This is a genomic window from Ruegeria sp. N10 (genome assembly GCF_056531545.1).
The window spans coordinates 72195-91088 of sequence record NZ_JBQFLY010000008.1; the positions used below are offsets into that span (position 1 = coordinate 72195).

23 protein-coding genes are annotated in these 18894 nt (G+C 58.3%); 9 read left to right on the forward strand and 14 right to left on the reverse strand.

What is annotated here, in order from left to right; genetic code table 11:
- The first annotated feature begins 50 nt into the window (after nucleotides 1-50).
- The 3 genes from panB (at nucleotide 51) to glpK (ending at nucleotide 3285) form a co-directional block, all read left to right on the forward strand.
- Entirely contained in the window at nucleotides 51-890 is an 840-nt protein-coding gene (gene panB, locus ACR0JI_RS12505) for a 3-methyl-2-oxobutanoate hydroxymethyltransferase (protein ID WP_480474533.1), read from the forward strand.
- Nucleotides 887-1738 (forward strand): pantoate--beta-alanine ligase, encoded by an 852-nt coding sequence (panC, locus tag ACR0JI_RS12510; protein ID WP_480474532.1) that lies wholly within the window; start codon nucleotides 887-889, stop codon nucleotides 1736-1738. Before panB ends, panC begins: the two co-directional genes overlap by 4 nt.
- Before the next feature lie 68 nt (nucleotides 1739-1806).
- Entirely contained in the window at nucleotides 1807-3285 is a 1479-nt protein-coding gene (glpK, locus tag ACR0JI_RS12515) for a glycerol kinase GlpK (protein WP_480474531.1), read from the forward strand.
- Here the strand turns inward: glpK and smpB are convergent.
- The 6 genes from smpB to arfB form a co-directional block, all read right to left on the reverse strand.
- The gene (gene smpB / locus ACR0JI_RS12520; RefSeq protein ID WP_209505165.1) at nucleotides 3282-3758 is read right to left on the reverse strand and encodes an SsrA-binding protein SmpB; all 477 of its coding nucleotides are present in this window, start codon (nucleotides 3756-3758) and stop codon (nucleotides 3282-3284) included. The genes glpK and smpB overlap by 4 nt on opposite strands.
- A gap of 58 nt (nucleotides 3759-3816) precedes the next feature.
- A complete protein-coding gene (gene idi / locus ACR0JI_RS12525; protein ID WP_209505166.1) occupies nucleotides 3817-4359 on the reverse strand; it encodes an isopentenyl-diphosphate Delta-isomerase in 543 nt (180 codons plus the stop codon).
- A 200-nt stretch (nucleotides 4360-4559) separates the two neighbouring features.
- Nucleotides 4560-4973, reverse strand: a complete 414-nt coding sequence (locus ACR0JI_RS12530; RefSeq protein ID WP_480474528.1) for a c-type cytochrome — start codon at nucleotides 4971-4973, stop codon at nucleotides 4560-4562.
- Between the two features lie 113 nt (nucleotides 4974-5086).
- Nucleotides 5087-6103: a P1 family peptidase gene (locus ACR0JI_RS12535; RefSeq protein ID WP_480495018.1), complete on the reverse strand. Its 1017-nt coding sequence runs from the start codon at nucleotides 6101-6103 to the stop codon at nucleotides 5087-5089.
- Between the two features lie 82 nt (nucleotides 6104-6185).
- A complete protein-coding gene (locus tag ACR0JI_RS12540; protein ID WP_480474526.1) occupies nucleotides 6186-6932 on the reverse strand; it encodes an SDR family oxidoreductase in 747 nt (248 codons plus the stop codon).
- A gap of 60 nt (nucleotides 6933-6992) precedes the next feature.
- Complete coding sequence (gene arfB / locus ACR0JI_RS12545) at nucleotides 6993-7412, reverse strand: alternative ribosome rescue aminoacyl-tRNA hydrolase ArfB (RefSeq protein WP_480494963.1); 420 nt, start codon at nucleotides 7410-7412, stop codon at nucleotides 6993-6995.
- A 376-nt stretch (nucleotides 7413-7788) separates the two neighbouring features.
- Here arfB and ACR0JI_RS12550 point away from each other — a divergent pair, with 376 nt between their 5' ends.
- The gene (locus ACR0JI_RS12550) at nucleotides 7789-8160 is read left to right on the forward strand and encodes a YybH family protein (protein ID WP_480494965.1); all 372 of its coding nucleotides are present in this window, start codon (nucleotides 7789-7791) and stop codon (nucleotides 8158-8160) included.
- 40 nt (nucleotides 8161-8200) lie between these two features.
- Here the strand turns inward: ACR0JI_RS12550 and ACR0JI_RS12555 are convergent, their stop codons facing one another.
- Together ACR0JI_RS12555 and mgtE are read right to left on the reverse strand one after the other, a co-directional pair.
- A complete protein-coding gene (locus tag ACR0JI_RS12555; RefSeq protein WP_480474520.1) occupies nucleotides 8201-8650 on the reverse strand; it encodes a CBS domain-containing protein in 450 nt (149 codons plus the stop codon).
- A gap of 56 nt (nucleotides 8651-8706) precedes the next feature.
- A complete protein-coding gene (gene mgtE, locus ACR0JI_RS12560; RefSeq protein ID WP_480494967.1) occupies nucleotides 8707-10071 on the reverse strand; it encodes a magnesium transporter in 1365 nt (454 codons plus the stop codon).
- Between the two features lie 96 nt (nucleotides 10072-10167).
- Between mgtE and ACR0JI_RS12565 the strand changes: the two genes are divergently transcribed.
- Genes ACR0JI_RS12565 through ACR0JI_RS12580 form a run of 4 tightly spaced genes read left to right on the forward strand, consistent with a single transcriptional unit; the run spans nucleotide 10168 to nucleotide 12894 of the window.
- The gene (locus ACR0JI_RS12565) at nucleotides 10168-10446 is read left to right on the forward strand and encodes a hypothetical protein (protein WP_480494969.1); all 279 of its coding nucleotides are present in this window, start codon (nucleotides 10168-10170) and stop codon (nucleotides 10444-10446) included.
- Nucleotides 10447-10451: 5 nt separating this feature from the next.
- Complete coding sequence (locus tag ACR0JI_RS12570) at nucleotides 10452-10952, forward strand: ATP-dependent zinc protease family protein (protein WP_480487871.1); 501 nt, start codon at nucleotides 10452-10454, stop codon at nucleotides 10950-10952.
- Complete coding sequence (gene rimK / locus ACR0JI_RS12575) at nucleotides 10949-11854, forward strand: 30S ribosomal protein S6--L-glutamate ligase (RefSeq protein ID WP_480487873.1); 906 nt, start codon at nucleotides 10949-10951, stop codon at nucleotides 11852-11854. The genes ACR0JI_RS12570 and rimK overlap by 4 nt, the downstream gene beginning before the upstream one ends.
- Before the next feature lie 5 nt (nucleotides 11855-11859).
- A complete protein-coding gene (locus ACR0JI_RS12580; protein ID WP_480487875.1) occupies nucleotides 11860-12894 on the forward strand; it encodes a succinylglutamate desuccinylase/aspartoacylase family protein in 1035 nt (344 codons plus the stop codon).
- A gap of 48 nt (nucleotides 12895-12942) precedes the next feature.
- On the opposite strand, the gene ACR0JI_RS12585 is transcribed toward ACR0JI_RS12580, so the two are convergent.
- Both ACR0JI_RS12585 and ACR0JI_RS12590 read right to left on the reverse strand, forming a co-directional pair.
- On the reverse strand, nucleotides 12943-13308 hold the full coding sequence (locus ACR0JI_RS12585; protein WP_480546905.1) for an SPW repeat protein: 366 nt from the start codon (nucleotides 13306-13308) through the stop codon (nucleotides 12943-12945).
- Between the two features lie 18 nt (nucleotides 13309-13326).
- A complete protein-coding gene (locus tag ACR0JI_RS12590) occupies nucleotides 13327-13575 on the reverse strand; it encodes an EF-hand domain-containing protein (RefSeq protein WP_480494971.1) in 249 nt (82 codons plus the stop codon).
- A gap of 256 nt (nucleotides 13576-13831) precedes the next feature.
- On the opposite strand from ACR0JI_RS12590, the gene ACR0JI_RS12595 reads away from it, so the two are divergent.
- On the forward strand, nucleotides 13832-14698 hold the full coding sequence (locus tag ACR0JI_RS12595) for a LysR family transcriptional regulator (RefSeq protein WP_480494973.1): 867 nt from the start codon (nucleotides 13832-13834) through the stop codon (nucleotides 14696-14698).
- Nucleotides 14699-15036: 338 nt separating this feature from the next.
- Here the strand turns inward: ACR0JI_RS12595 and ACR0JI_RS12600 are convergent, their stop codons facing one another.
- The 4 genes from ACR0JI_RS12600 to ACR0JI_RS12615 form a co-directional block, all read right to left on the reverse strand.
- Nucleotides 15037-15681 carry a queuosine precursor transporter gene (locus tag ACR0JI_RS12600; protein WP_480494975.1) on the reverse strand — a complete coding sequence of 215 codons (645 nt, stop codon included), beginning with the start codon at nucleotides 15679-15681 and terminating at the stop codon, nucleotides 15037-15039.
- A 91-nt stretch (nucleotides 15682-15772) separates the two neighbouring features.
- Nucleotides 15773-16657 carry an esterase-like activity of phytase family protein gene (locus ACR0JI_RS12605; protein WP_480494977.1) on the reverse strand — a complete coding sequence of 295 codons (885 nt, stop codon included), beginning with the start codon at nucleotides 16655-16657 and terminating at the stop codon, nucleotides 15773-15775.
- Nucleotides 16630-17493, reverse strand: a complete 864-nt coding sequence (gene mepA / locus ACR0JI_RS12610) for a penicillin-insensitive murein endopeptidase (protein WP_480474498.1) — start codon at nucleotides 17491-17493, stop codon at nucleotides 16630-16632. Before mepA ends, ACR0JI_RS12605 begins: the two co-directional genes overlap by 28 nt.
- Nucleotides 17490-18857 (reverse strand): MFS transporter, encoded by a 1368-nt coding sequence (locus ACR0JI_RS12615; RefSeq protein ID WP_480474496.1) that lies wholly within the window; start codon nucleotides 18855-18857, stop codon nucleotides 17490-17492. The genes mepA and ACR0JI_RS12615 overlap by 4 nt, the downstream gene beginning before the upstream one ends.
- Between the last annotated feature and the right edge of the window lie 37 nt (nucleotides 18858-18894).

The following is an 18894-nucleotide window of genomic DNA, read 5'->3' on the forward strand; positions in this document are numbered from 1 at the left end:
CGGCCGATCTGCTATGCCGCACTGCAACATAAGCCCTGCAGGAGCCAACCATGAGCGCCACCGCCCGCAAAAAGGCCCCGAACGCCGAAGATATTCGCGCCCGAAAAGGCGGCGTGCCTCTGGTCTCGCTGACCGCATACACAACGCCTATGGCGCGCCTGATGGACACGCATTGTGACTTTGTTCTTGTGGGGGACAGCGTCGGGATGGTTTTGCACGGGCTGGAATCCACCCTTGGTGTCACGATGGAGATGATGATCCTGCACGGTCAGGCCGTCGCACGCGGGTTGAGCACGGCGATGATGGTCATCGACATGCCGTTTGGCAGCTATGAGGAAAGCCCGGCACAAGCGTTTCGCAACGCGGCGCGGCTGATGGCGGAAACCGGTGCGGGGGCAGTCAAGCTGGAAGGCGGTGCCGAGATGGCCGAAACCATCCGCTTTCTGGTCAAGCGCGGCATCCCGGTGATGGCGCATATCGGTCTGACCCCGCAATCGATCAACACGCTGGGCGGCTACAAGGTGCAGGGGCGCGACGAACAGGCCGAAACCGTCATGACAGATGCCCGCGCCGTGGCCGAGGCCGGTGCGTTTTCCGTGGTGCTTGAGAAAGTGCCGCAAGGTCTGGCCGACAGGATCACCGAACAGGTTGCCATCCCCACCATCGGAATCGGAGCGTCAGCCGGTTGTGACGGGCAAATTCTGGTCGTCGATGACATGGTCGGCTTTTTCACCGCCTTCAAACCCAAATTCGTCAAACGCTATGCCGAGCTTGGCCCGTTGGCTGAAGCCGCCATCGCAGATTACGCGGCCGAAGTGCGTGCGCGAACATTTCCGGCGGACGAACATGTGTTTGCTGATCAGGCTCCGGCGAAAGGACCAAAGACGTGACCGCGCCGATCCTGCGCTCGCTGGCGGAACTGCGGACCAAGACGACAGAATGGCACCGCGCAGGTGACGTTATCGGCGTTGTTCCGACCATGGGCGCATTGCACGAAGGGCATTTGTCGCTGGCGCAGGCCGCCAAGGAGAACTGTGACCGGGTGATCGTGACGATCTTTGTGAACCCCAAGCAGTTCAACAACCCCGAAGACCTGGCGAACTATCCCCGCACGGAACATGAAGACGCCCTAAAGCTGGCCCCTTATGGCGTGGATGCGATCTATGTGCCGGACCCTCAGGAAATCTATCCCGACGGCTTTTCCACCACGGTATCCGTGACCGGTTTGACCGACATGATGGAAGGCCCGTTTCGCCCCGGCCATTTCGAAGGCGTGGCCACTGTAGTGGCCAAACTGTTCCTGCAAACGCAGGCGGATCGAGCCTATTTCGGGGAAAAAGACTATCAGCAGTTGCTGGTGGTGCGCCGCATGGCCCGCGATCTGGACATTCCCATCGAGGTTGTCGGCTGCCCAACCGTGCGCGAGCCTTCTGGGCTGGCAATGTCGTCGCGCAATCTGCTTTTGTCGCCTGAGGGCGTAAAGGTCGCGTCCCGCATGAACGAGATCATGCGGCGGGTGGCAGATAAGCTTGCCGCTGGCAAGGATTTCGCGGCGCTGGCGCAAGACGCAAAAGCCGCATTGCTGGACGCTGGTTTTACCGAAGTGGAATATATCGATCTGCGCTGCGCCGAGACGCTGGAAAGCCTGCCCAATGCCAACAAACCCGCGCGCTTGTTCGTTACGGCCTGGGCCGATGGCGTCCGCCTGATCGACAATATTCCCGTCGATCCGGTCTGATTTCTGCTCTGGCCCCGGCGCCGTTGTTTGCGCTAAAGTCGCGCAAAATGACACCGGGGAGAGCGGACATGACCTTTATTCTGGCAATTGATCAGGGCACCACGTCCTCGCGCGCGATCCTGTTCGACGGGCAGATGAACCGTGTTGGCACCGCTCAGCAGGAGTTCCCCCAGCATTTCCCGCAAGAAGGTTGGGTTGAACACGACCCCGAGGATATCTGGTCCAGCGTTCTGCATGTGTGTCGCGAGGTAATGAAAAGCGTCGGTGTTTCGGCTGACCAGATCACCGGCATCGGCATCACCAACCAGCGTGAAACCACCGTGGTCTGGGACAAGCAGACCGGCAAGGCCATCCATAACGCGATTGTCTGGCAGGACCGCCGCACCGCCGAAATCTGCGCCCGATACAAGCAGGCCGGGTGTGAGGATGACGTCACCGCCCAGACCGGCCTGCTGCTGGACCCTTATTTCTCGGGCACCAAGGTCAAATGGCTGCTGGACACCGTTTCAGGCGCACGCGCGCGGGCTGAGGCCGGAGAGTTGCTGTTCGGCACCATCGACAGTTTCCTGATCTGGCGTCTGACCGAAGGTCGTGTCCATGCCACTGACGCCACCAACGCCGCCCGCACCCTGCTGTTCGACATTCACAAAGGCGCCTGGAGCGCTGAAATTTGCGAGTTGCTGGATGTACCCGTTCATATGTTGCCGAACGTGCAGGATTGCGCCTCGGATTTCGGCGCAACCACCTTGCTTGGTGGGAACATCCCCATTCTGGGTGTGGCAGGCGATCAGCAGGCAGCCACCATCGGTCAGGCCTGTTTCCAGTCCGGTATGATGAAATCAACCTATGGCACGGGCTGTTTCGCACTGCTGAACACAGGTGCGCAGCCGGTTGAATCGAAAAACCGTCTTCTGACGACAATCGCTTACCAATTGGACGGTCAGCGCACCTATGCGCTGGAAGGGTCGATCTTTATCGCCGGGGCCGCCGTGCAATGGCTGCGTGATGCGTTGCAGATCATCGATTCGGCCCCGCAAAGCGGCGATCTGGCGGCGCAGGCCGACCCGAACCAGCATGTGATCCTGGTGCCAGCCTTCACGGGTCTTGGGGCTCCTTACTGGAAGCCGGATTGCCGCGGTGCGATGTTCGGTCTGACGCGCAATTCCGGCCGGGCCGAGATTGCCCGCGCCACGCTGGAAAGCATCGCCTTTCAGACCCGCGACCTGTGGCACGCCATGCAGGGCGACTGGGGGGCCGAGGCGGATGTCATCCTGCGCGTCGATGGCGGGATGAGTGCATCTGACTGGACAATGCAAGGTCTTTCAGATTGTCTGGGTGCCCCGGTGGATCGCCCGGTTATGCAGGAAACGACCGCCCTTGGCGCCGCATGGCTGGCAGGTATGAAAGCCGGGATATACCCGGATCAGGCCGGTTTTGCCCAAACATGGGCGCTGGACCGCCGGTTCGAGCCCACGCAAGAACAAGCCGAACGCGACGCGGCCTATGATCGCTGGCAACGGGCGGTTCAGGCGGCGATGGCGTTCTAGCTGTGATCTTTCAACAAGCGCTGCTTTTGCCGTGACCAGTCGCGCTTGGCCTGGGTTTCGCGCTTGTCGTGGGTTTTTTTACCCTTGGCGATGCCGATTTTGATCTTGGCCAGTCCTCTGTGGTTGAAATACAGAACCAGCGGCACCAGCGTCATGCCCTTGCGCTGCGTCGCGTTCCACAGGTTCGACATCTGCTTGCGGGATACAAGCAGTTTCCGGCGGCGACGTTCTTCGTGCTTGAACATCTTGGCCTGCTCATACGGCGCGATATAGCTGTTGACCAGCCACAGTTCTCCGTCATCGACCGTGGCATAGCTTTCGGCGATGTTCGAGCCGCCCGCGCGCAGGGATTTGACCTCGGACCCCTGCAGGATGATGCCACATTCAATGTCCTCTTCGATTGCGTAATCGAAGCGGGCGCGCCGGTTTTCGGCGATTACCTTGTAATTCGGGTCTGTCTTCTGCTTGGCCATGACGCGTTGATTTAGGCGGCTTGAGCCGCCCTTGCAAGGCAGGGATTTTCGGAGTGCCTCAGGATTTAGCTGAAATGATCAGGTCCGGGCCGAAAATCGTGTCCGCATGGTTGTGCAGGTAGATCTTGAGCCACGGTGTAAACCGATCCGGGTGGCGGGCCACTTCGGCCAACAGGTCATGGTAGTCGATCCAGCGGATATCCATGACTTCGTCCGGATCAGGCGCGATTTTCAGCGGTCCGCGCACATGGGCCAGAAAAACGTCGACCACTTCGTTTTCCACCATGCCGTTCCCAACATCGGCGTGGTATTCCAAACGGTGACGGTATTCAGGATAAAGACCTGTGATCCCCAGTTCTTCGTTCAAACGGCGCACGGCGCAGGTTGAGGAGCTTTCGTCCCAGTCGGGGTGTGTACAGCAAGTGTTCGCCCACAGGCCGGGCGTGTGGTACTTGCCCAGCGCCCGACGCTGCAACAAAATCTCGGTGCCCCTAACGACAAACACCGACACGGCCTTGTGCTTGAGGCCCTTTTCGTGAGCTTCAAGTTTGTCTACCGGAGTCAATTCACCATTGACCCAAGCCGGGATCATAATGCCCATCTGTCCTCTCCTGTTGCCAATCCGCCTGACGGGCGCTGATGTTGGGTTTAGCTGTTGCCGGGTCGGCTTGGCGTTGCGGCACACTCTGCGGTTTGCCGTCAGATACCAAAGTGGCGCTGTTCTACACTGGTATCAATCGCACCAAAGGCCGCAGGGGCTGCGGCCTTTGGTCCTTGTGCGTGGGTGCACAATGTTAGCGTTTATTCGCCTGATACACTGACTATATAGGCAAAGACGTCTTCACTGCCACTTTTCAGCTTGAAGGTCATTTTCGACTTGGCAGCGGTGTCGTCCAGATAAGATTGCAGGAAGCCCTTAGGGTCCTGCGTGTATTCCACAAAGGACGTCTCATCCCAGACCAAACCCTTCTCACCGGCTGCGACGATGCTGTCGCCATATTTGAAGTCTTCGTAGGTTCCGGCAGTGCGGCCAGCGACGCCATAGAGGTTGGGGCCGGTTTTTCCGCCTTTGACGATGACTTCTCCGGCCGGATCAGCGATCATGTGGCAGGACTTGCATTTGTTGAAAGCTTTCTCACCGGCTTCGGCATCGCCTTCGGCATGAGCGGGCAGCGCCAGCAGGCCAGCGATTGCGATAGTGAGGATACGATTCATAGCTTGTGCTCCGATACAAATTGGCTGCACCGAATGGACCCCCGGCGCATAAAAGTGTCAACGCGCGGATTGCCGCGCGCATCTACAGTGCCACTGCGACACATGGTGTGTCCTTAACTTAAGTCATGTACAGTGGTCCAGCAGGGCAACAGGTCTCCTTCCGCCGGGGTCGCCAGATAGACCGCCCGCGCAATGGCCCGGGACAGGCACAGCGAGGCCGCGTGCCCGATCAGAGTTAGATCGGCTTCGGATGCGATGGGGCGGGCGCCGGTACTGACGCCAAAAACCAGATCACCGTCGCCGGGTGTGTGTGCGGGAAGGATCGCCCGGGCAATTCCGTCGTGGGCGGCAACGGCCAACCTTTGGCATTGTGGTTTGGTCAATGCGGCATCCGTGGCAACGATGGCGATGGTCGTGTTTGTCCGCTCGGGTTGCGCTGGCCTCATGGCCATCGCCTTGCGGCTGCGGCGGATCCGGCTTTGATCCGGCGACATATCGGGGCCCAGCCCGCCAAATTCATCGCCAACTTCGAAGGGGGCTGCCCAGAAATGCCGGTCACCCGGTGTTGTGACACTGCCCAGCGGGTTCGCCGCAACGAGTGCCCCGACCGTGACTCCATCAGGCAGAATGGACGAGGCAGAGCCAAGCCCGCCCTTCTGCATTGCGGCCAACGCCCCGGTGCCCGCCCCGACGGACCCCAAATCAAAATCTCTTGAAGCGCCCAGATAAGCAGCCCGCCCCAGCGCACGATAGGGGTTTTCCGCCCAATCCTTTGCACCGCCATTGAGCAGGTCAAACAGGATCGCGCCGGGAATGATCGGAACCTTCGCTGAACCGACGGGAAACCCGCGCCCTTCAGCCCACATCGCATCTGAAACACCCGAGCAGGCGTCCAGTCCAAAGGCCGATCCGCCGGACAGAACCAGCGCGTCCACCCCTGTGACGGTTTTATCAGGCGCAAGCAGATCGGTTTCGCGCGTACCCGGTGCACCGCCCATCACATGGACCGACGCAACGAACGGTTTATCTGCCGTGAGGACCGTGGTCCCGGACTTCAGCGCATCGTCCTGAGCGTTTCCAACTGCCAGGCCGGGGACATCGGTAATCAGGTTTCTTGGTCCAGGGATCATCTTGAACTCGGGATTGGTGCGGGGAAGCGCGCGGGCGCGCGCTGCCTCCGGCGGGGATATTTTTGGCCAGATGAAGATCGGATCAGATACATCGGCCGCCATCGACCTCGAGCGCGGTGCCGGTGATCATGCTGGCCTCGTCCGAACACAGGAAACAGGCGGCGTTGGCCATATCTTCGGGTGTTGAAAACCGTCCCAGTGGGATGGTCGCCAGGAACTTGGCCCGGATCTCGGGCGTGTCTTCGCCCATGAAAGATTTCAACAGCGGTGTTTCGCCCGCCACTGGGCAGATCGCGTTCACGCGTATGCCGGTTGGGGCCAGTTCGACCGCCATGGTCTTGGTTGCCGTGATCATCCACCCTTTGGACGCGTTGTACCAGTTCAGATTCGGGCGCGGTGACAGGCCCGCCGTCGAGGCTACGTTCAGAATTGCACCCGCGCCGCGCGCCTTCATATGGGGAACAAATGCCCGGGCGGTCAGATACACGGACTTCATGTTCACCTTGAAGACCCGGTCGAAATCATCCTCGGTGACATTTTCCAGAGGGGTTGGCAAGTGGGTGACACCTGCGTTGTTTACCAGAATATCGAGCGCCCCAAAGGCGGCGAGTGCGGTGTCCGCCATCTTTTGAACTGAAGCCCTGTCGCCGACGTCGACCTGGTGCGCCAATACCCCGGCCCCAAGTTGCCCCGCCATATCAGCGGCTGCGTCACCATTGATGTCCGCGATCATGACGCGTGCGCCTTCGGCCAGGAATTTCTGCACGATCCCCGCGCCAAAACCCGATGCACCACCGGTGACGATTGCGGTTTTTCCCTCCAGCCTCATGACGTTGCCCTTTTGCAGCCTTTGCGGGCCAGACTATCAACGCCCCGGCAAGATGCCAGATCAATCTTCAGACACCTTGCCCCGCAGCGCCTTGACGTCGCCACGCGCCTTTTTCGCGGCAAGCCGACGCTTGACCGAACCATAGGTCGGTTTCGTTGCGATCCGCCGTTTGGGTTTGACCAGCGCGCGGGAGATCAGTTCTGCCAGCCTTGCACGCGCGATTTCACGGTTGCGGGCCTGCGAGCGTGTTTCCTCACATTGAATGATGATTGCGCCATCTTTGGTCCAGCGTCGCCCGGCCAGTCGCTTTAGCCGGGCCTTGACCGGATCGGGCAAGGACGGTGAGCGTACCGCTTCGAAGCGCAGCTCGACTGCGGTCGACACCTTGTTGACATTCTGCCCTCCGGGACCGGACGATCGTACAAAGCTTTCGGTCATTTCCCAGTCTTGCAGAGCAATATCTTCGGTGATGCGCAGCATGTCAGTGTCAGCTTGGTGACTTGGGCGAATGAAAAGGAAGAGTCGCGATCCTGACCCGAGCCGTCGGAAACCCGCAACAAGCGGGCGGGCGTAAGCCATAGCGGCACAGCATTTCAGCAAGTCTCCTCATCCTCGGTGCCTAGCGCAGTGCATATGTGCGATCAAGCCTGCTTTGGCAGTTCGCGCAATTCAGAATCCTGGCGGTGGCTGGGACGTCCGTTCGCATCAGTTGCGTTCGCCGTCAGGTATTCCAAGCCCAGCTCATTTAACGTCAGGTGCCGCCAACGCTGTGGCCATATTGCGTTACTTATGCAGAATCGAACGAGCGAAGGGCTGCAACGATCTTTCGTGAATGTTGGTTGTGAAAGGGATCGTCATGGATATGAGGCGCGTGCTCGAAGACTTTGATGAAGCGTACAATCAGGCATTTAACCGAGGCGATGCTGCTGGCTGCGCTGCGTTCTTTACCGAAGACGTCATGTTGTTGTCGCCCGGAGAACCCCTGCTGCGCGGGCGCGAGGCGTTCATCGCAGCCTATCGGGAAAGAATGAAAGAAAACACCGGTGGAACGCATACAAATGAGTTGATCGATTTCAGTGTGGATGGCGATACCGCCTATCAGGTCGGGTCTTTTGCTATCGCTGATTCTGACCCGCCGGAGAAAGGGAAGTTTGTGAACGTCCTGAAACGCCAGACGGATGGCACCTGGAAAGTCAGCATTTCCATCTTTAACAGTGACCTTCCATAGCGGCCCTGAATGTAGAGTGAGCAGACATGGAACCGGGGTGTCAGGCTATTGATTGGCCCTGAGCACCGCGGGCGATGTCACGCAACACATTCAGCTCCAACTCGTCTTCCTCATGCACCCGTGCCAGGATTTCTTTACTGCTGACGATGGCAATTGCTTTTCCATTCTGAGTTACGACAAGATTTCGGATTTTGTGTTTGGCCATCAGATTAAGACCACTGGACAACTTCGATCCCAGCGCGCAGGTGACAGGTTTTTCCGTCATCCAGTCACCCACTGTCTGCTTGTAGAAAGCTGAGCCGGAATCCGCCAGGCACAGCAGCACGTCATGATCCGTGATTATCCCGACCAGCTTCCCTTCGCTGAGAACCGCCAGCGCGTTCACATCCAGCAACGCAATGGTGACGGCCGCATCGAACACCGTTGTGTCAGTGTCGCAAAATGGCGGCTTTTTAAGGTTCTGCGTTTTGACAATGCTTGAGATCGTCATGTCTTCCTCGTGGTTGAGCGCCCGACCCCTGTGTTGATCAGGGCGCATGAAAAACACTAATTCAGGAGCGGCATCATCGCTGTTGCAAGGCTCAGGACCAGGAAAAACCCTGCCATATCCGTGATCGTTGTCAGCAAAGGGCCACTGGCGACCGCCGGGTCCTGACCGATGCGCTTTAACAGCAAAGGCAGAACGCCACCGATCGATACCGCGATGATCGTGTTCAAACCCAGCGCGCCGCCAATCACCAAACCCAGAAACGGGTTTCCTTTCCACATCCAGGCAACGAGTCCGATCAGCAGGCCAAGGACACAGCCGTTGATGATGCCGACCGAAACCTCTTTTAGCCAGACCCGCATAGCATCAATGGGCCGGACCAGACCAAGCGACAGCTCGCGCATGCTGACCGCAACGGCCTGATTGCCGGAACAACCGCTCATATCCGAGACCATCGGCAGGAACACAGCCAGAGCGATCACGGCAGAAAGGGTCTGTTCATAGGCGGCAATCACGCTGGCCGCGATTACGTTGAGCACGATGTTGGCCGACAGCCATTGAAGCCGCCGCCGCGCCCTGAGCGGCAAAGGCATCGATCGCAGTTCGTCTCCAAAGACACCATGGCGTTTCAGGCTTGCCGATTCCGCGCGCTTCAGCAGGGCCTCATTCACGGCAGAGCGGGAAACGACACCCACAAGATTCCCGTCCGTTTCGACAACCGGCAACCCAAGAAAAGGGTGCTCATCGAAAAGGTCCTCCAGTTCTTCCAGCGGCATGCTGGCCGGAACCGTGATAGGGGGCACCATGATATCGGTGAGTTTGATGCTTCGCCGTGTGGACAGCAGGCTGCGCAAGGACAGCACCCCGACAGGCACGCCATCGGAATTCAAAACGTAGGGGTGCTGGCCACGGTAACGTTCAAGGTCGTACTCTTCATGAGCGAAACGCCGCAGAACCTTTCCGACTGTATCACCATCGGAAAAGGTAAAGGCTTCGGCCACCATCAGACCACCGGCGACATCGTCGTCATACTCGACCAGTCGTCGGACATCCGCCGCATCTTCCGGATTCATCCGGGCAAGGATCGCTTCTGCATCGGCGTCTTCAAGTTCCCCGATGACATCCGCCTGAATGTCGGAATCCAGCTCGAGGATAATTTCGGCGGCCTGTTCGGAAACCATGCGCTCAACAAGATCGACCGCCAGCGCATTTGGCGCTTCTTCGACCAGTTCGGCCGCACGTTCCGGTGGCAGCAACGAGAGCGCGGCGCTTCGCTGGTCAACGGGCAGGTTGAGCAATTCCCGCAAGGCATCGCTGAGCGAAAGCGGATCAAGCAGGTCTGCCAGCGCCGCCCCGTCGCGATTTTCCAACGCCAGCTGAAGCTGCGTCCCTGTTTCCCTTGGTAAGGAGTCCGTATCGCTCATCCGCCGACCTGTGGGGGTAAAAGTTTCTTACTTTCACCCATATAACAGAAAATATTTGCCTATAGACAAAAAAATTTCTGATTTGTAAGAAAGTGCATGCAGGAAAATGACTGGATATCAGCCGCAGCCGAACGTCTGGCCGCCTTGTACGATCAGGAGTTTGGCGGCAAGGTCAGCGGACGGTATCGCATTCCGGACAAGCTGGTGCGTCGGATCGCCAGGCGCAGGCGTTTGTATGAAACAGATATCCGCTCCCTGTCGATCGCGCTTTTTGAACTTGGGTATGTGTTAATCGATATGGATAGTTTTTACGTTGTGATGAGCGCGAATTCGTTTGTGAATTACCGGCGCGCCAATGATGACTGCGTGGCTTAGTCGCCATGGCTAAACAAACAGGATACCCCGAAGTCATAGGATGGCGCGAGCGGATCAGCCTGCCCGAGTTCGGGATCGAGCATATTCCAGCAAAGATAGACACAGGCGCCAGAACCGCGGCCCTGCATGCCGTGGACCAGACCGTGTTCGAGGTTGATGGCGAACGATGGGTCGAGTTCATGATCCCGGTCCATAACCGCCGTTCATCGGGTCGGGTGCGCACGCGGGTTGTAGACGAGCGGGAAATCAAGAACACTGGTGGCATTCCGGAACGCCGGTTGATTGTCAGAACGCAACTTCTGCTTGGACGGCATCGCTGGCTGATCGACGTTTCGCTGGCCAATCGCGCGAGGATGGAGTTTGATCTGATCCTTGGCCGTACCGCCATTCGACGGCGCGGGATCCTTGTCGATCCCGGCCACTCATATCTTCTGGATGCACGAAAAGACCCGAAAAAGATGAAGAGCAAGACAAGATCCAAGGACGCAGAAGGACGACATCAATGAAGCTTGTCATGCTTGCCCGAAATCCAAACCTGTATTCCCACCAGCGTCTGAAAGAGGCTGCTGAACAACGCGGGCACCAGTTGGATATCGTGAACACGCTACGCTGTTACATGAATATCGCGTCGCGCCGACCCGAGGTTTATTACGACGGCAAAAAGCTTGGGCGCTATGACGCGGTGATCCCACGGATCGGCGCTTCGGTCACATTCTATGGGCTGGCCGTGTTGCGGCAGTTCGAAATCATGGGTGTATTTCCGCTCAACGAGTCGGTTGCAATTGGCAGATCCCGTGACAAGTTGCGGTCCATGCAGCTGATGGCACGTGACGGGATCGGATTGCCGGTCACCACCTTCGCGCATGACCCGAAACAGACCGACGAAGTTCTCAAACTGGCGGGGGACGCTCCGCTGGTGGTCAAGCTGCTGGAGGGCACGCAGGGCATCGGAGTGGTGCTTGCGGATTCAAACCGGTCGGCAAAATCCGTGGTCGAGGCGTTTCGCGGCGCCAAGGTCAACATCATGGTACAGGAGTTCATCAAGGAAGCAGGCGGCACGGATATTCGTGCGCTTGTGGTCGGTGGAAAGGTGATCGCGGCGATGCAACGAAAAGGGGCAGAGGGCGAGTTCAGATCAAACCTGCATCGGGGTGGCAGCGCCAAGCCTATCAAAATCTCACCCGAGGAACGCTCGACAGCCGTGCGTGCGGCCAAGGCCATGGGTCTTAATGTGTGCGGTGTCGATATGCTGCGCGCCAATCACGGCGCCGTGGTGATGGAAGTAAACTCTTCGCCCGGGCTTGAAGGTGTTGAAAAGGCCACCGGCATTGATGTCGCGGGCAAAATCATCGAGTTTCTCGAAAAGAATGCAGCCAAAGGCAACACAAAGACACGAGGCCGTGGGTAAAGGTGATGCGCGGTCCCTTTGAAATCGGAGGTTTTCGCGTACCGCCCGGCACACGAACCACTCTGGATTTGCCGGTTAGCGTACTGTCGGATCACACGCCGGTAAGCATGTCAGTACACGTGGTTCACGGTCGCCGCCCCGGACCGGTCCTGTTCGTCAGTGCCGCCGTTCACGGCGATGAAGTGATCGGCGTGGAAATCGCGCGGCGACTGCTTCGGGCGCCACAACTTGACAAGCTTGCGGGTACCTTGCTGGTTATCCCGATCGTGAATGCCTTTGGTTTCATGACACATTCCCGATACCTTCCCGACCGGCGCGACCTGAACCGTTCCTTCCCCGGCAGCGAGGGGGGGTCGCTGGCCGGTCGGCTGGCGCATCTTTTCATGACCGAGATCGTCGAGCGGTCGGACCTGGGGATCGATCTTCATTCTGCCGCGATTCATCGCACCAATCTGCCGCAGATCCGCGTCTCTCCGGCTTCGGATGTCACCCTTAGATACGCGGATGCCTTCGGTGCGCCCGTGGTGATGATTTCAAAGCTGCGCGACGGGTCACTGCGCAAGGCCGCGCAAGAGCGTGGTGTGGATATCCTGCTGTTCGAGGGCGGTGAGGGTCTGCGTTTCGACGAACTGTCTGCGCGGGCGGGGGTTGCAGGCATCCTTCGGGTGATGAACGCAAAGGGCATGGTTGCCAAGCGTGGCATCGCCGCTGTGCGCGAAAAGCCTGTCCATGTCCGGTCAAGCTCATGGATGCGCGCGCCCGCCGGTGGCCTGTTGCGGACTTTCAAAGCGACCGGAGAATACGTGGCCGCCGGTGACCTGCTTGGACGCATTTCCGACCCGTTCGGAGAACTCAGGACCGATATCATCTGCGAAACCACGGGTATCATCGTGGGGCGCACTAATCTGCCTGTCGTTCATGAAGGTGACGCGTTGTTTCATATTGCGGAAACGACCGGCTCGGATGTCGAAATGCGGGTCGATACAATTGCCAGCCAGCTTGACGGCGATCCGATGTTCGATGAGGACGAGATCATTTAGACGCCGGAGCCAAAAGAAACGCGGGGCAGTTGCCTGCCCCGCGCCAGCCTACAGGATCGCACGCAATCTGTTGCTCGCCAGCGCCTCCCAAGCGGCGAGCGCGATCAGCGCAGATCCCGTGAGCCAAGCATTTGCCACTGCCACACCATGACCGGTAAAATGCAGCACCTCGGGCGCGGCGATCAGCAATGCCCCGACCGCCAATACCGGAGCCACCCGTGCGAGAAGGTGGCCCCGGCCGCTAGCGCCTGACATGACCAACACACCAATACCGATCGTCATGAAGGCGAGCGACTCACGGTCAGACGAACCGTGAGCTAGGGTTTTCTGGCTGAACAGTACAAATGGGGACAGCACTAACCAGATACCCATCCCGGCAAGCATCCACCTGTAGGGTGGAGAGGGGTTTCTCATGTTCTTGGCAACCCCGGCTTATTCGTCACCTTTGGGATCAGGAAGCAACTCGGCTTCGATCGCGGCGACCATTTCTTCGTCATTGACGAAACCATCGGCATCCGTGTCAATTTCGGCAAAGCTCTCACTGGTAATATCGGGGTACTTTGTCTGTAGCTCGGTCAGCGAAGCCAGACCATCACCGTCCGTGTCCAGTCGTACCGGCAAGGCAGCGGCCGGAAGGGCAAGGAATGACGCGAGCAGAGCAACAACAGAAACTCGACTCATTTTGTTCTCCATCAGGGAATGGGCGGTTTACCCATTGAGGGGTTGGTGCAGCGCTAGGGTGTCGGAGGCTTATCTAAGGCAGACAGATTGCACCTGTTCCGCAGATCGGGTTGTCCACTTTGCGATGAAAACTGTTGATTGGCGGTCCGATCCGGTGGGGGCACTTTCGCGCTACAAAGCGTATATCGCACATTCGCATAGCGTTGAATAACGAATTTATATCGCCAATAATATCGAATATTCAAATAGGTGAACGATGGATATTGAACTCGCCCGAACCTTCCTTGCGGTCGTTGAAACCGGCACTTTTCTTGATGCGGCGGACAAGGTCCATGTTACGCAATCGACCGTTAGCATGCGAATCCGAACGCTCGAACAACAGCTTGGACAGCCCGTGTTTGAACGCAGCAAGTCTGGTGCGACCTTGACCATTGCCGGGCGGCATTTCCTCAAACATGCACAGGTTCTGGTGCGAACGTGGACCCAGGCCAAGCTGGATGCCGGTCTGCCTGCCTCGATGGCAGCTGCTTTGGAAATCGGCGCAACACCAAGCCTTTGGGACGGCTATCTGATCAACGCCCTTCCCGAGTTGATGGCGGCACTACCTGACGTCGCTATCCGGGCGACAGCGGCCCCGTCGGAAACACTCACGCGCGAGATCGAGGAAGGCAACCTGGATCTTGCCATCATGTACCGGCCGCGAAACGCACCTGGCTTGACCGCGCTCCAGCTTTTCGAGGACGAGTTTGTCCTTGTCAGCAGCGGCCCGGAAGCCCTCCCCGCTGATCTGGGTAACGCTTATATCCTGATAGACTGGGGCCCGGAGTTTCGCGCCGATCATATGCTGAACTTTCCAGGGCTTGATGCGCCGCGCCTTCAGTTGGGCATAGGCACCCTCGGCCTGCAATATCTTCGGTCGGTTCCCTCGGCCGGATATTTCCCAAGGCGCGTTGTCGAACCGGAACTTTGCAACGGGTGGCTCAAGCTGGTCGAAACGGCACCCAGATTCGCTTATGCCGCCTATGTCGTGTTCGATGAAAGTGAGGAAGAAGGATATCCAGGTCAGGCCGCTCGGCAGCTTTGCCAGACATCAAGTGCACGCGGCCAGGCACCGAAGCTTTGACAACACGTATTCACGCCTTTGCCGCGATCGGGTTCTAACAATGGATCGAACTCATCCAGCCCCCGCGCATAGTACAATTTGATCGCCCTCAGAAGGTGACGGCAACAAAAAGGGCCGCCCCAGCAGGACGGCCCTTCGAAAGTTCAGGAGGTCGGGTCGGTTAGATCAATCGACCAGCCGGAGCGAGCGCTCCGCCAAGGGCTGCCCTAACGGGCGATCCCCCCGGTTGTTCCGACACCTCTCTCCAATCTCTTTCTTGACACTGGATCACCTCCTTTTCTATCTGTTGCGGTTGAAAAGAAGCGTGCCACAAGTTGTGCCATTCTCAAAGCGTTTTTTTACACAGGCTGCGCAGTCAGCCGCGCAACGATCACCTTGAACGGGATCAGGGCGATCAGCGCCAGTGAAAGCTTCACCATCCAGTCCGCAAAAGCCAGCGTCACCCAAAGCGGTGCCATCGGGCCGGACAGCATGAAAGGAACAGGTTCCCACGCCCAGTTGATTGCAGCGTCGGCATTGGCGCCGAAGAAGGTGACCGAAGCCGAAAAGGCAAGCGTGAAGAAGATCGCGGTATCCAGTGCCGACCCTACCAGCGTCGACACCAGCGGCGCACGCCACCAGCGACCACCGCGTAGGGAATTGAACACGGTAACATCCGTCAGTTGCGCGATCAGGAAAGCGGTTCCCGATGCAACGGCGATGCGCAGCGGTACGGCAGCATAGGTGAACCCGTCACCCTGCAACATGATCTGGCTGCCGATCAGCGAACAGATGACACCGGTGACAAATCCGGCAAACACGACCTTGCGGGCCGGACCAACGCCATAGACGCGGTTCATGATGTCAGTGACCAGAAAGGCCAGCGGATAGGTGAAAGCACCCCAAGTCAGCAGACCGTCAAGGATCAGGAACTGGACCAGAATGTTCGAGGCCACAACAATGGCGGCCATGGCAATAATGCCGGGAATAAAGTTACGTTGCATGTTTTGATGCCCGTTTTGACAAGGTAGCGGCGACTTGGCCAAGGGACCGTCCCAAGGCAAGCCGTGCCTTTAGACCTTTGCCTGCGCCCTGTCAATCGGGCAGCAGGTATTCCACAAGTTCGGTCCGCTGCACCGCCAGAAAGTTGTCATCAGAGATCATCGTGGCGCGCAACAGGCCCTGCCCGTCGCGCCAGACCGACAATCCTTCGAGGTTGTCATGCGCGCCCGTTCCGGTTTCGAACAGGGTTTCCTCGGCGCCTGGGTTCTCGTTTACCACGACCCATCGCCGCAGTCGTGATCGGAAACCGACCAAGGATACCTTGCGTTCCAAAACGTAAAACCGCCCATCGGGACCGAAATCCGCGGCAACGGGTTTAAAGCCGCCACGCTGTGGCAGAACAAACGGGGTCGACCATGTGTCGCCATTCCAACGGTAAACCGGAATGTCCCCCTTAGCGGTGCGGTTCTTTTCCGGCAAAGTGTAAAGCCAGCCGCGTCCATCAATGGCCAGAGCTTCGAAAGAACCATTTTCGGCAAGGTTCCGGAACGCATTCGGGCGTGGCAATACGCGCGCGCTGGAGCCCTGCGCAGGGTAATAGGCGACACGGTGCACCCCTTCGAACGAGATGAATATCCCGCTATCCGGCGTCACTGCGATCCCTTCGGAGTCACCTACGCCGCCTTTCATGATGTGTCCTTGGCTGGACAGCACCGGCCATTGACCAAGAACGTGAATATCCGCGATATGGCCTTCGCTCCGCTCAATCAGCGCAGTCACGATCCGCGCCCGGTCGCTAAGCGCAATCATATGGCGTCCGTCGTCCGAGATGTGAAGCGCTGAAAACCCGCCAAACCAGCTTGCTGGATGCCGCCAAACGAAACTATTCAGGTGGGCTGCGGATTTCACATCCAGCGCGGCGGCCACCGGGGCAAGAAACAGCGCTACACTCAGTTGGATTGCAAAACGGCGGAGCATTGTTGCGGCAAGTCGGACAGAACGTATTCCCGGCGTTTCTTCGGCGGCGGCGCATTCGGATCGGGTGGCGGCGGGTTCAGGATGTTGTGCACCCATTGACGGGCCTCAGCGCAGCCATCGCCCTTGGGGGGTGGGTCTTGATTCACACAGCCCTTTGACCCTCTGGGACAGTTCAGTCGCACGTGGAAATGATAGTGATGTCCCCACCAGGGCCTTATCTTACGTAGATAGTCGCGGTTCCCCTTTTCATCGTCGCACATCTGAACCTTGGCCCCGGGAAACACGAAGATCCGGGCGACGCGCTTGTCTTTTGCCGCTTCGCGCAATAGCGCATGATGCTGCTTGGTCCAGTTTCCGTTGACGTAAGCGCCATTGGAACGACGAAGAGAGATGGACGAGATGTTTTCGCGCGACTTGCGGCTCAGGCGCATGTTATCGCCGGGCAACATCCAGACATCGATGTCTAGCCCCAACTGATGACTGCGATGGCCCGAGGTCATCGGCCCGCCGCGTGGCTGGCTGATATCCCCTATATAGAGACCGTTCCATCCCGGCTGGCTGGCTGCAAACCTGCTGAGGTCCTGCACGTAGTCAATCGTCTGCGGATGCCCCCAGTTGCGATTGCGCGACAAGCGCATTGCCTGCCATGTAGGCCCCGTTTCAGGCAGTTGAATTGCCCCCGCAGCACATCCGCGCGAATAACTGCCGAAAGCGGCCGGTTTTTGCTGGGAAGCTTGTTTCTGTGCCCCGAACAACTGCTTTGCCAGCGGTTCTGCCGCCGCAGTGCCTGCAAAAGCAAGCGCAGCCAAAACGATCAAAAAACGTTTTATTTTCATCTGCTCTGATCCCCTTCAGGTCTCACCCAGCGCATCAGGAATAGACCCAGAATAAACAACAGAACGATGGGTGACACCCCCAGACGAGCGCTACCGGTCACCGTGGTGGCGATCCCGATCAGAAGTGGCGCAGCAAAGGCGGTGGCACGACCCGACAGACCATAAAGGCCAAAGCTCTCGACGGGGGTTGCCGGGTCCGTATGCCGGACCATCATCGACCGGCTACAGGACTGTAGAATGCCGCCCATGCCTCCGATCAGGATACCGCAGCCAAAGAAAACCACATCCGGCAAGCCTGACCCTTCGGACATGGCGATACCGAATATCTGGGACCGATCCATTGAGACGATGGTGATGCAGACAAGGATCAACACCCAGATCGCAACGATAATCACGGGCTTGGGGCCATATTTCTTATCCAGTTTGCCGCCCACCCAGGAAAAGGCCGCTGCGGCCAGAACGCTGACGATGCCGAAAACACCGATCTTGATCAGGTCCCATTCCAACACCAGCCGGGCATAGACCCCGCCAAAACTGTAAAGCCCGTTCAGCGCATCCCGATAGAACATGGATGAGCCCAGGTAACTGGCCAAACTGGTGCGATGGCGCAGGTTAGACACTGATTTTGCCAACAGTCGCAGCGCCTCGGCAACGCTGCCCTTTTTGTTTTTCGGTTCGTCGTCATGGACCCAAAGGAAGTAGGGCACCATGAACAGAATGAACCACCCAGCAGTAAACGGGCCAACAAAGCGCGTGCCCTGCTGTTGCGACGCATCCAGCCCAAACAAGGGGTCCATTCCGATCAGCGTTTTGCCGTTGGCCTGCTCCACAAACAGCGCAAGCATGATCGCCAGCGAGATCAGGCCACCGAAATAGCCAAAAGCAAAGCCCGAGCCGGAGATTTCGCCCACTTCGCTGTCATCACCCAGATCGGGCAGTTGGGAATTGATGAAAATCAGGGCGTACTCCGCACCGATGAAACCCAGACCGAAGGCAGACAGCATCAACCACATGTTCGAGCCATCGGGCATCGTGTACCAAAGCGCGCCGGAACCTACGGCGTACATCACGGAAAAGGCGAATATCCAGGGGATGCGCCGACCCGACACATCAGCCATCGCCCCCATCAGCGGCGCACCGAAGGCAATAATCAAACCGACTATGGTCATGCAGTTGGCCCAGACCACCTGTGCCTGTGCGTCTGCAGACCCTGCGTCCAGGCCGGATGCCAGATAATACTCCGCAGCGACACCTGCGAAATAAGGGCCGAACACGAACGTTACCAAAAGGGTGTGATAGGGCTGACTGGCCCAATCGAAGAACCACCAGCCCCAGATACGCCTGCGCTTGGATATTTCTGCCATTTCTGCCCCTGTTTTCTTGTTGTGGTCATAAAACGGG

Coding starts and splice junctions, on each gene's coding strand:
- panB (WP_480474533.1), top strand. CDS start 51: ATGAGCGCCACCGCCCGCAAAAAGGCCCCGAACGCCGAAGATATTCGC.
- glpK (WP_480474531.1), top strand. CDS start 1,807: ATGACCTTTATTCTGGCAATTGATCAGGGCACCACGTCCTCGCGCGCG.
- smpB (WP_209505165.1), bottom strand. CDS start 3,758: ATGGCCAAGCAGAAGACAGACCCGAATTACAAGGTAATCGCCGAAAAC.
- idi (WP_209505166.1), bottom strand. CDS start 4,359: ATGGGCATTATGATCCCGGCTTGGGTCAATGGTGAATTGACTCCGGTA.
- ACR0JI_RS12530 (WP_480474528.1), bottom strand. CDS start 4,973: ATGAATCGTATCCTCACTATCGCAATCGCTGGCCTGCTGGCGCTGCCC.
- ACR0JI_RS12535 (WP_480495018.1), bottom strand. CDS start 6,103: ATGATCCCTGGACCAAGAAACCTGATTACCGATGTCCCCGGCCTGGCA.
- ACR0JI_RS12540 (WP_480474526.1), bottom strand. CDS start 6,932: ATGAGGCTGGAGGGAAAAACCGCAATCGTCACCGGTGGTGCATCGGGT.
- arfB (WP_480494963.1), bottom strand. CDS start 7,412: ATGCTGCGCATCACCGAAGATATTGCTCTGCAAGACTGGGAAATGACC.
- ACR0JI_RS12550 (WP_480494965.1), top strand. CDS start 7,789: ATGGATATGAGGCGCGTGCTCGAAGACTTTGATGAAGCGTACAATCAG.
- ACR0JI_RS12555 (WP_480474520.1), bottom strand. CDS start 8,650: ATGACGATCTCAAGCATTGTCAAAACGCAGAACCTTAAAAAGCCGCCA.
- mgtE (WP_480494967.1), bottom strand. CDS start 10,071: ATGAGCGATACGGACTCCTTACCAAGGGAAACAGGGACGCAGCTTCAG.
- ACR0JI_RS12565 (WP_480494969.1), top strand. CDS start 10,168: ATGCAGGAAAATGACTGGATATCAGCCGCAGCCGAACGTCTGGCCGCC.
- ACR0JI_RS12570 (WP_480487871.1), top strand. CDS start 10,452: ATGGCTAAACAAACAGGATACCCCGAAGTCATAGGATGGCGCGAGCGG.
- rimK (WP_480487873.1), top strand. CDS start 10,949: ATGAAGCTTGTCATGCTTGCCCGAAATCCAAACCTGTATTCCCACCAG.
- ACR0JI_RS12580 (WP_480487875.1), top strand. CDS start 11,860: ATGCGCGGTCCCTTTGAAATCGGAGGTTTTCGCGTACCGCCCGGCACA.
- ACR0JI_RS12585 (WP_480546905.1), bottom strand. CDS start 13,308: ATGAGAAACCCCTCTCCACCCTACAGGTGGATGCTTGCCGGGATGGGT.
- ACR0JI_RS12590 (WP_480494971.1), bottom strand. CDS start 13,575: ATGAGTCGAGTTTCTGTTGTTGCTCTGCTCGCGTCATTCCTTGCCCTT.
- ACR0JI_RS12595 (WP_480494973.1), top strand. CDS start 13,832: ATGGATATTGAACTCGCCCGAACCTTCCTTGCGGTCGTTGAAACCGGC.
- ACR0JI_RS12600 (WP_480494975.1), bottom strand. CDS start 15,681: ATGCAACGTAACTTTATTCCCGGCATTATTGCCATGGCCGCCATTGTT.
- ACR0JI_RS12605 (WP_480494977.1), bottom strand. CDS start 16,657: ATGCTCCGCCGTTTTGCAATCCAACTGAGTGTAGCGCTGTTTCTTGCC.
- mepA (WP_480474498.1), bottom strand. CDS start 17,493: ATGAAAATAAAACGTTTTTTGATCGTTTTGGCTGCGCTTGCTTTTGCA.
- ACR0JI_RS12615 (WP_480474496.1), bottom strand. CDS start 18,857: ATGGCAGAAATATCCAAGCGCAGGCGTATCTGGGGCTGGTGGTTCTTC.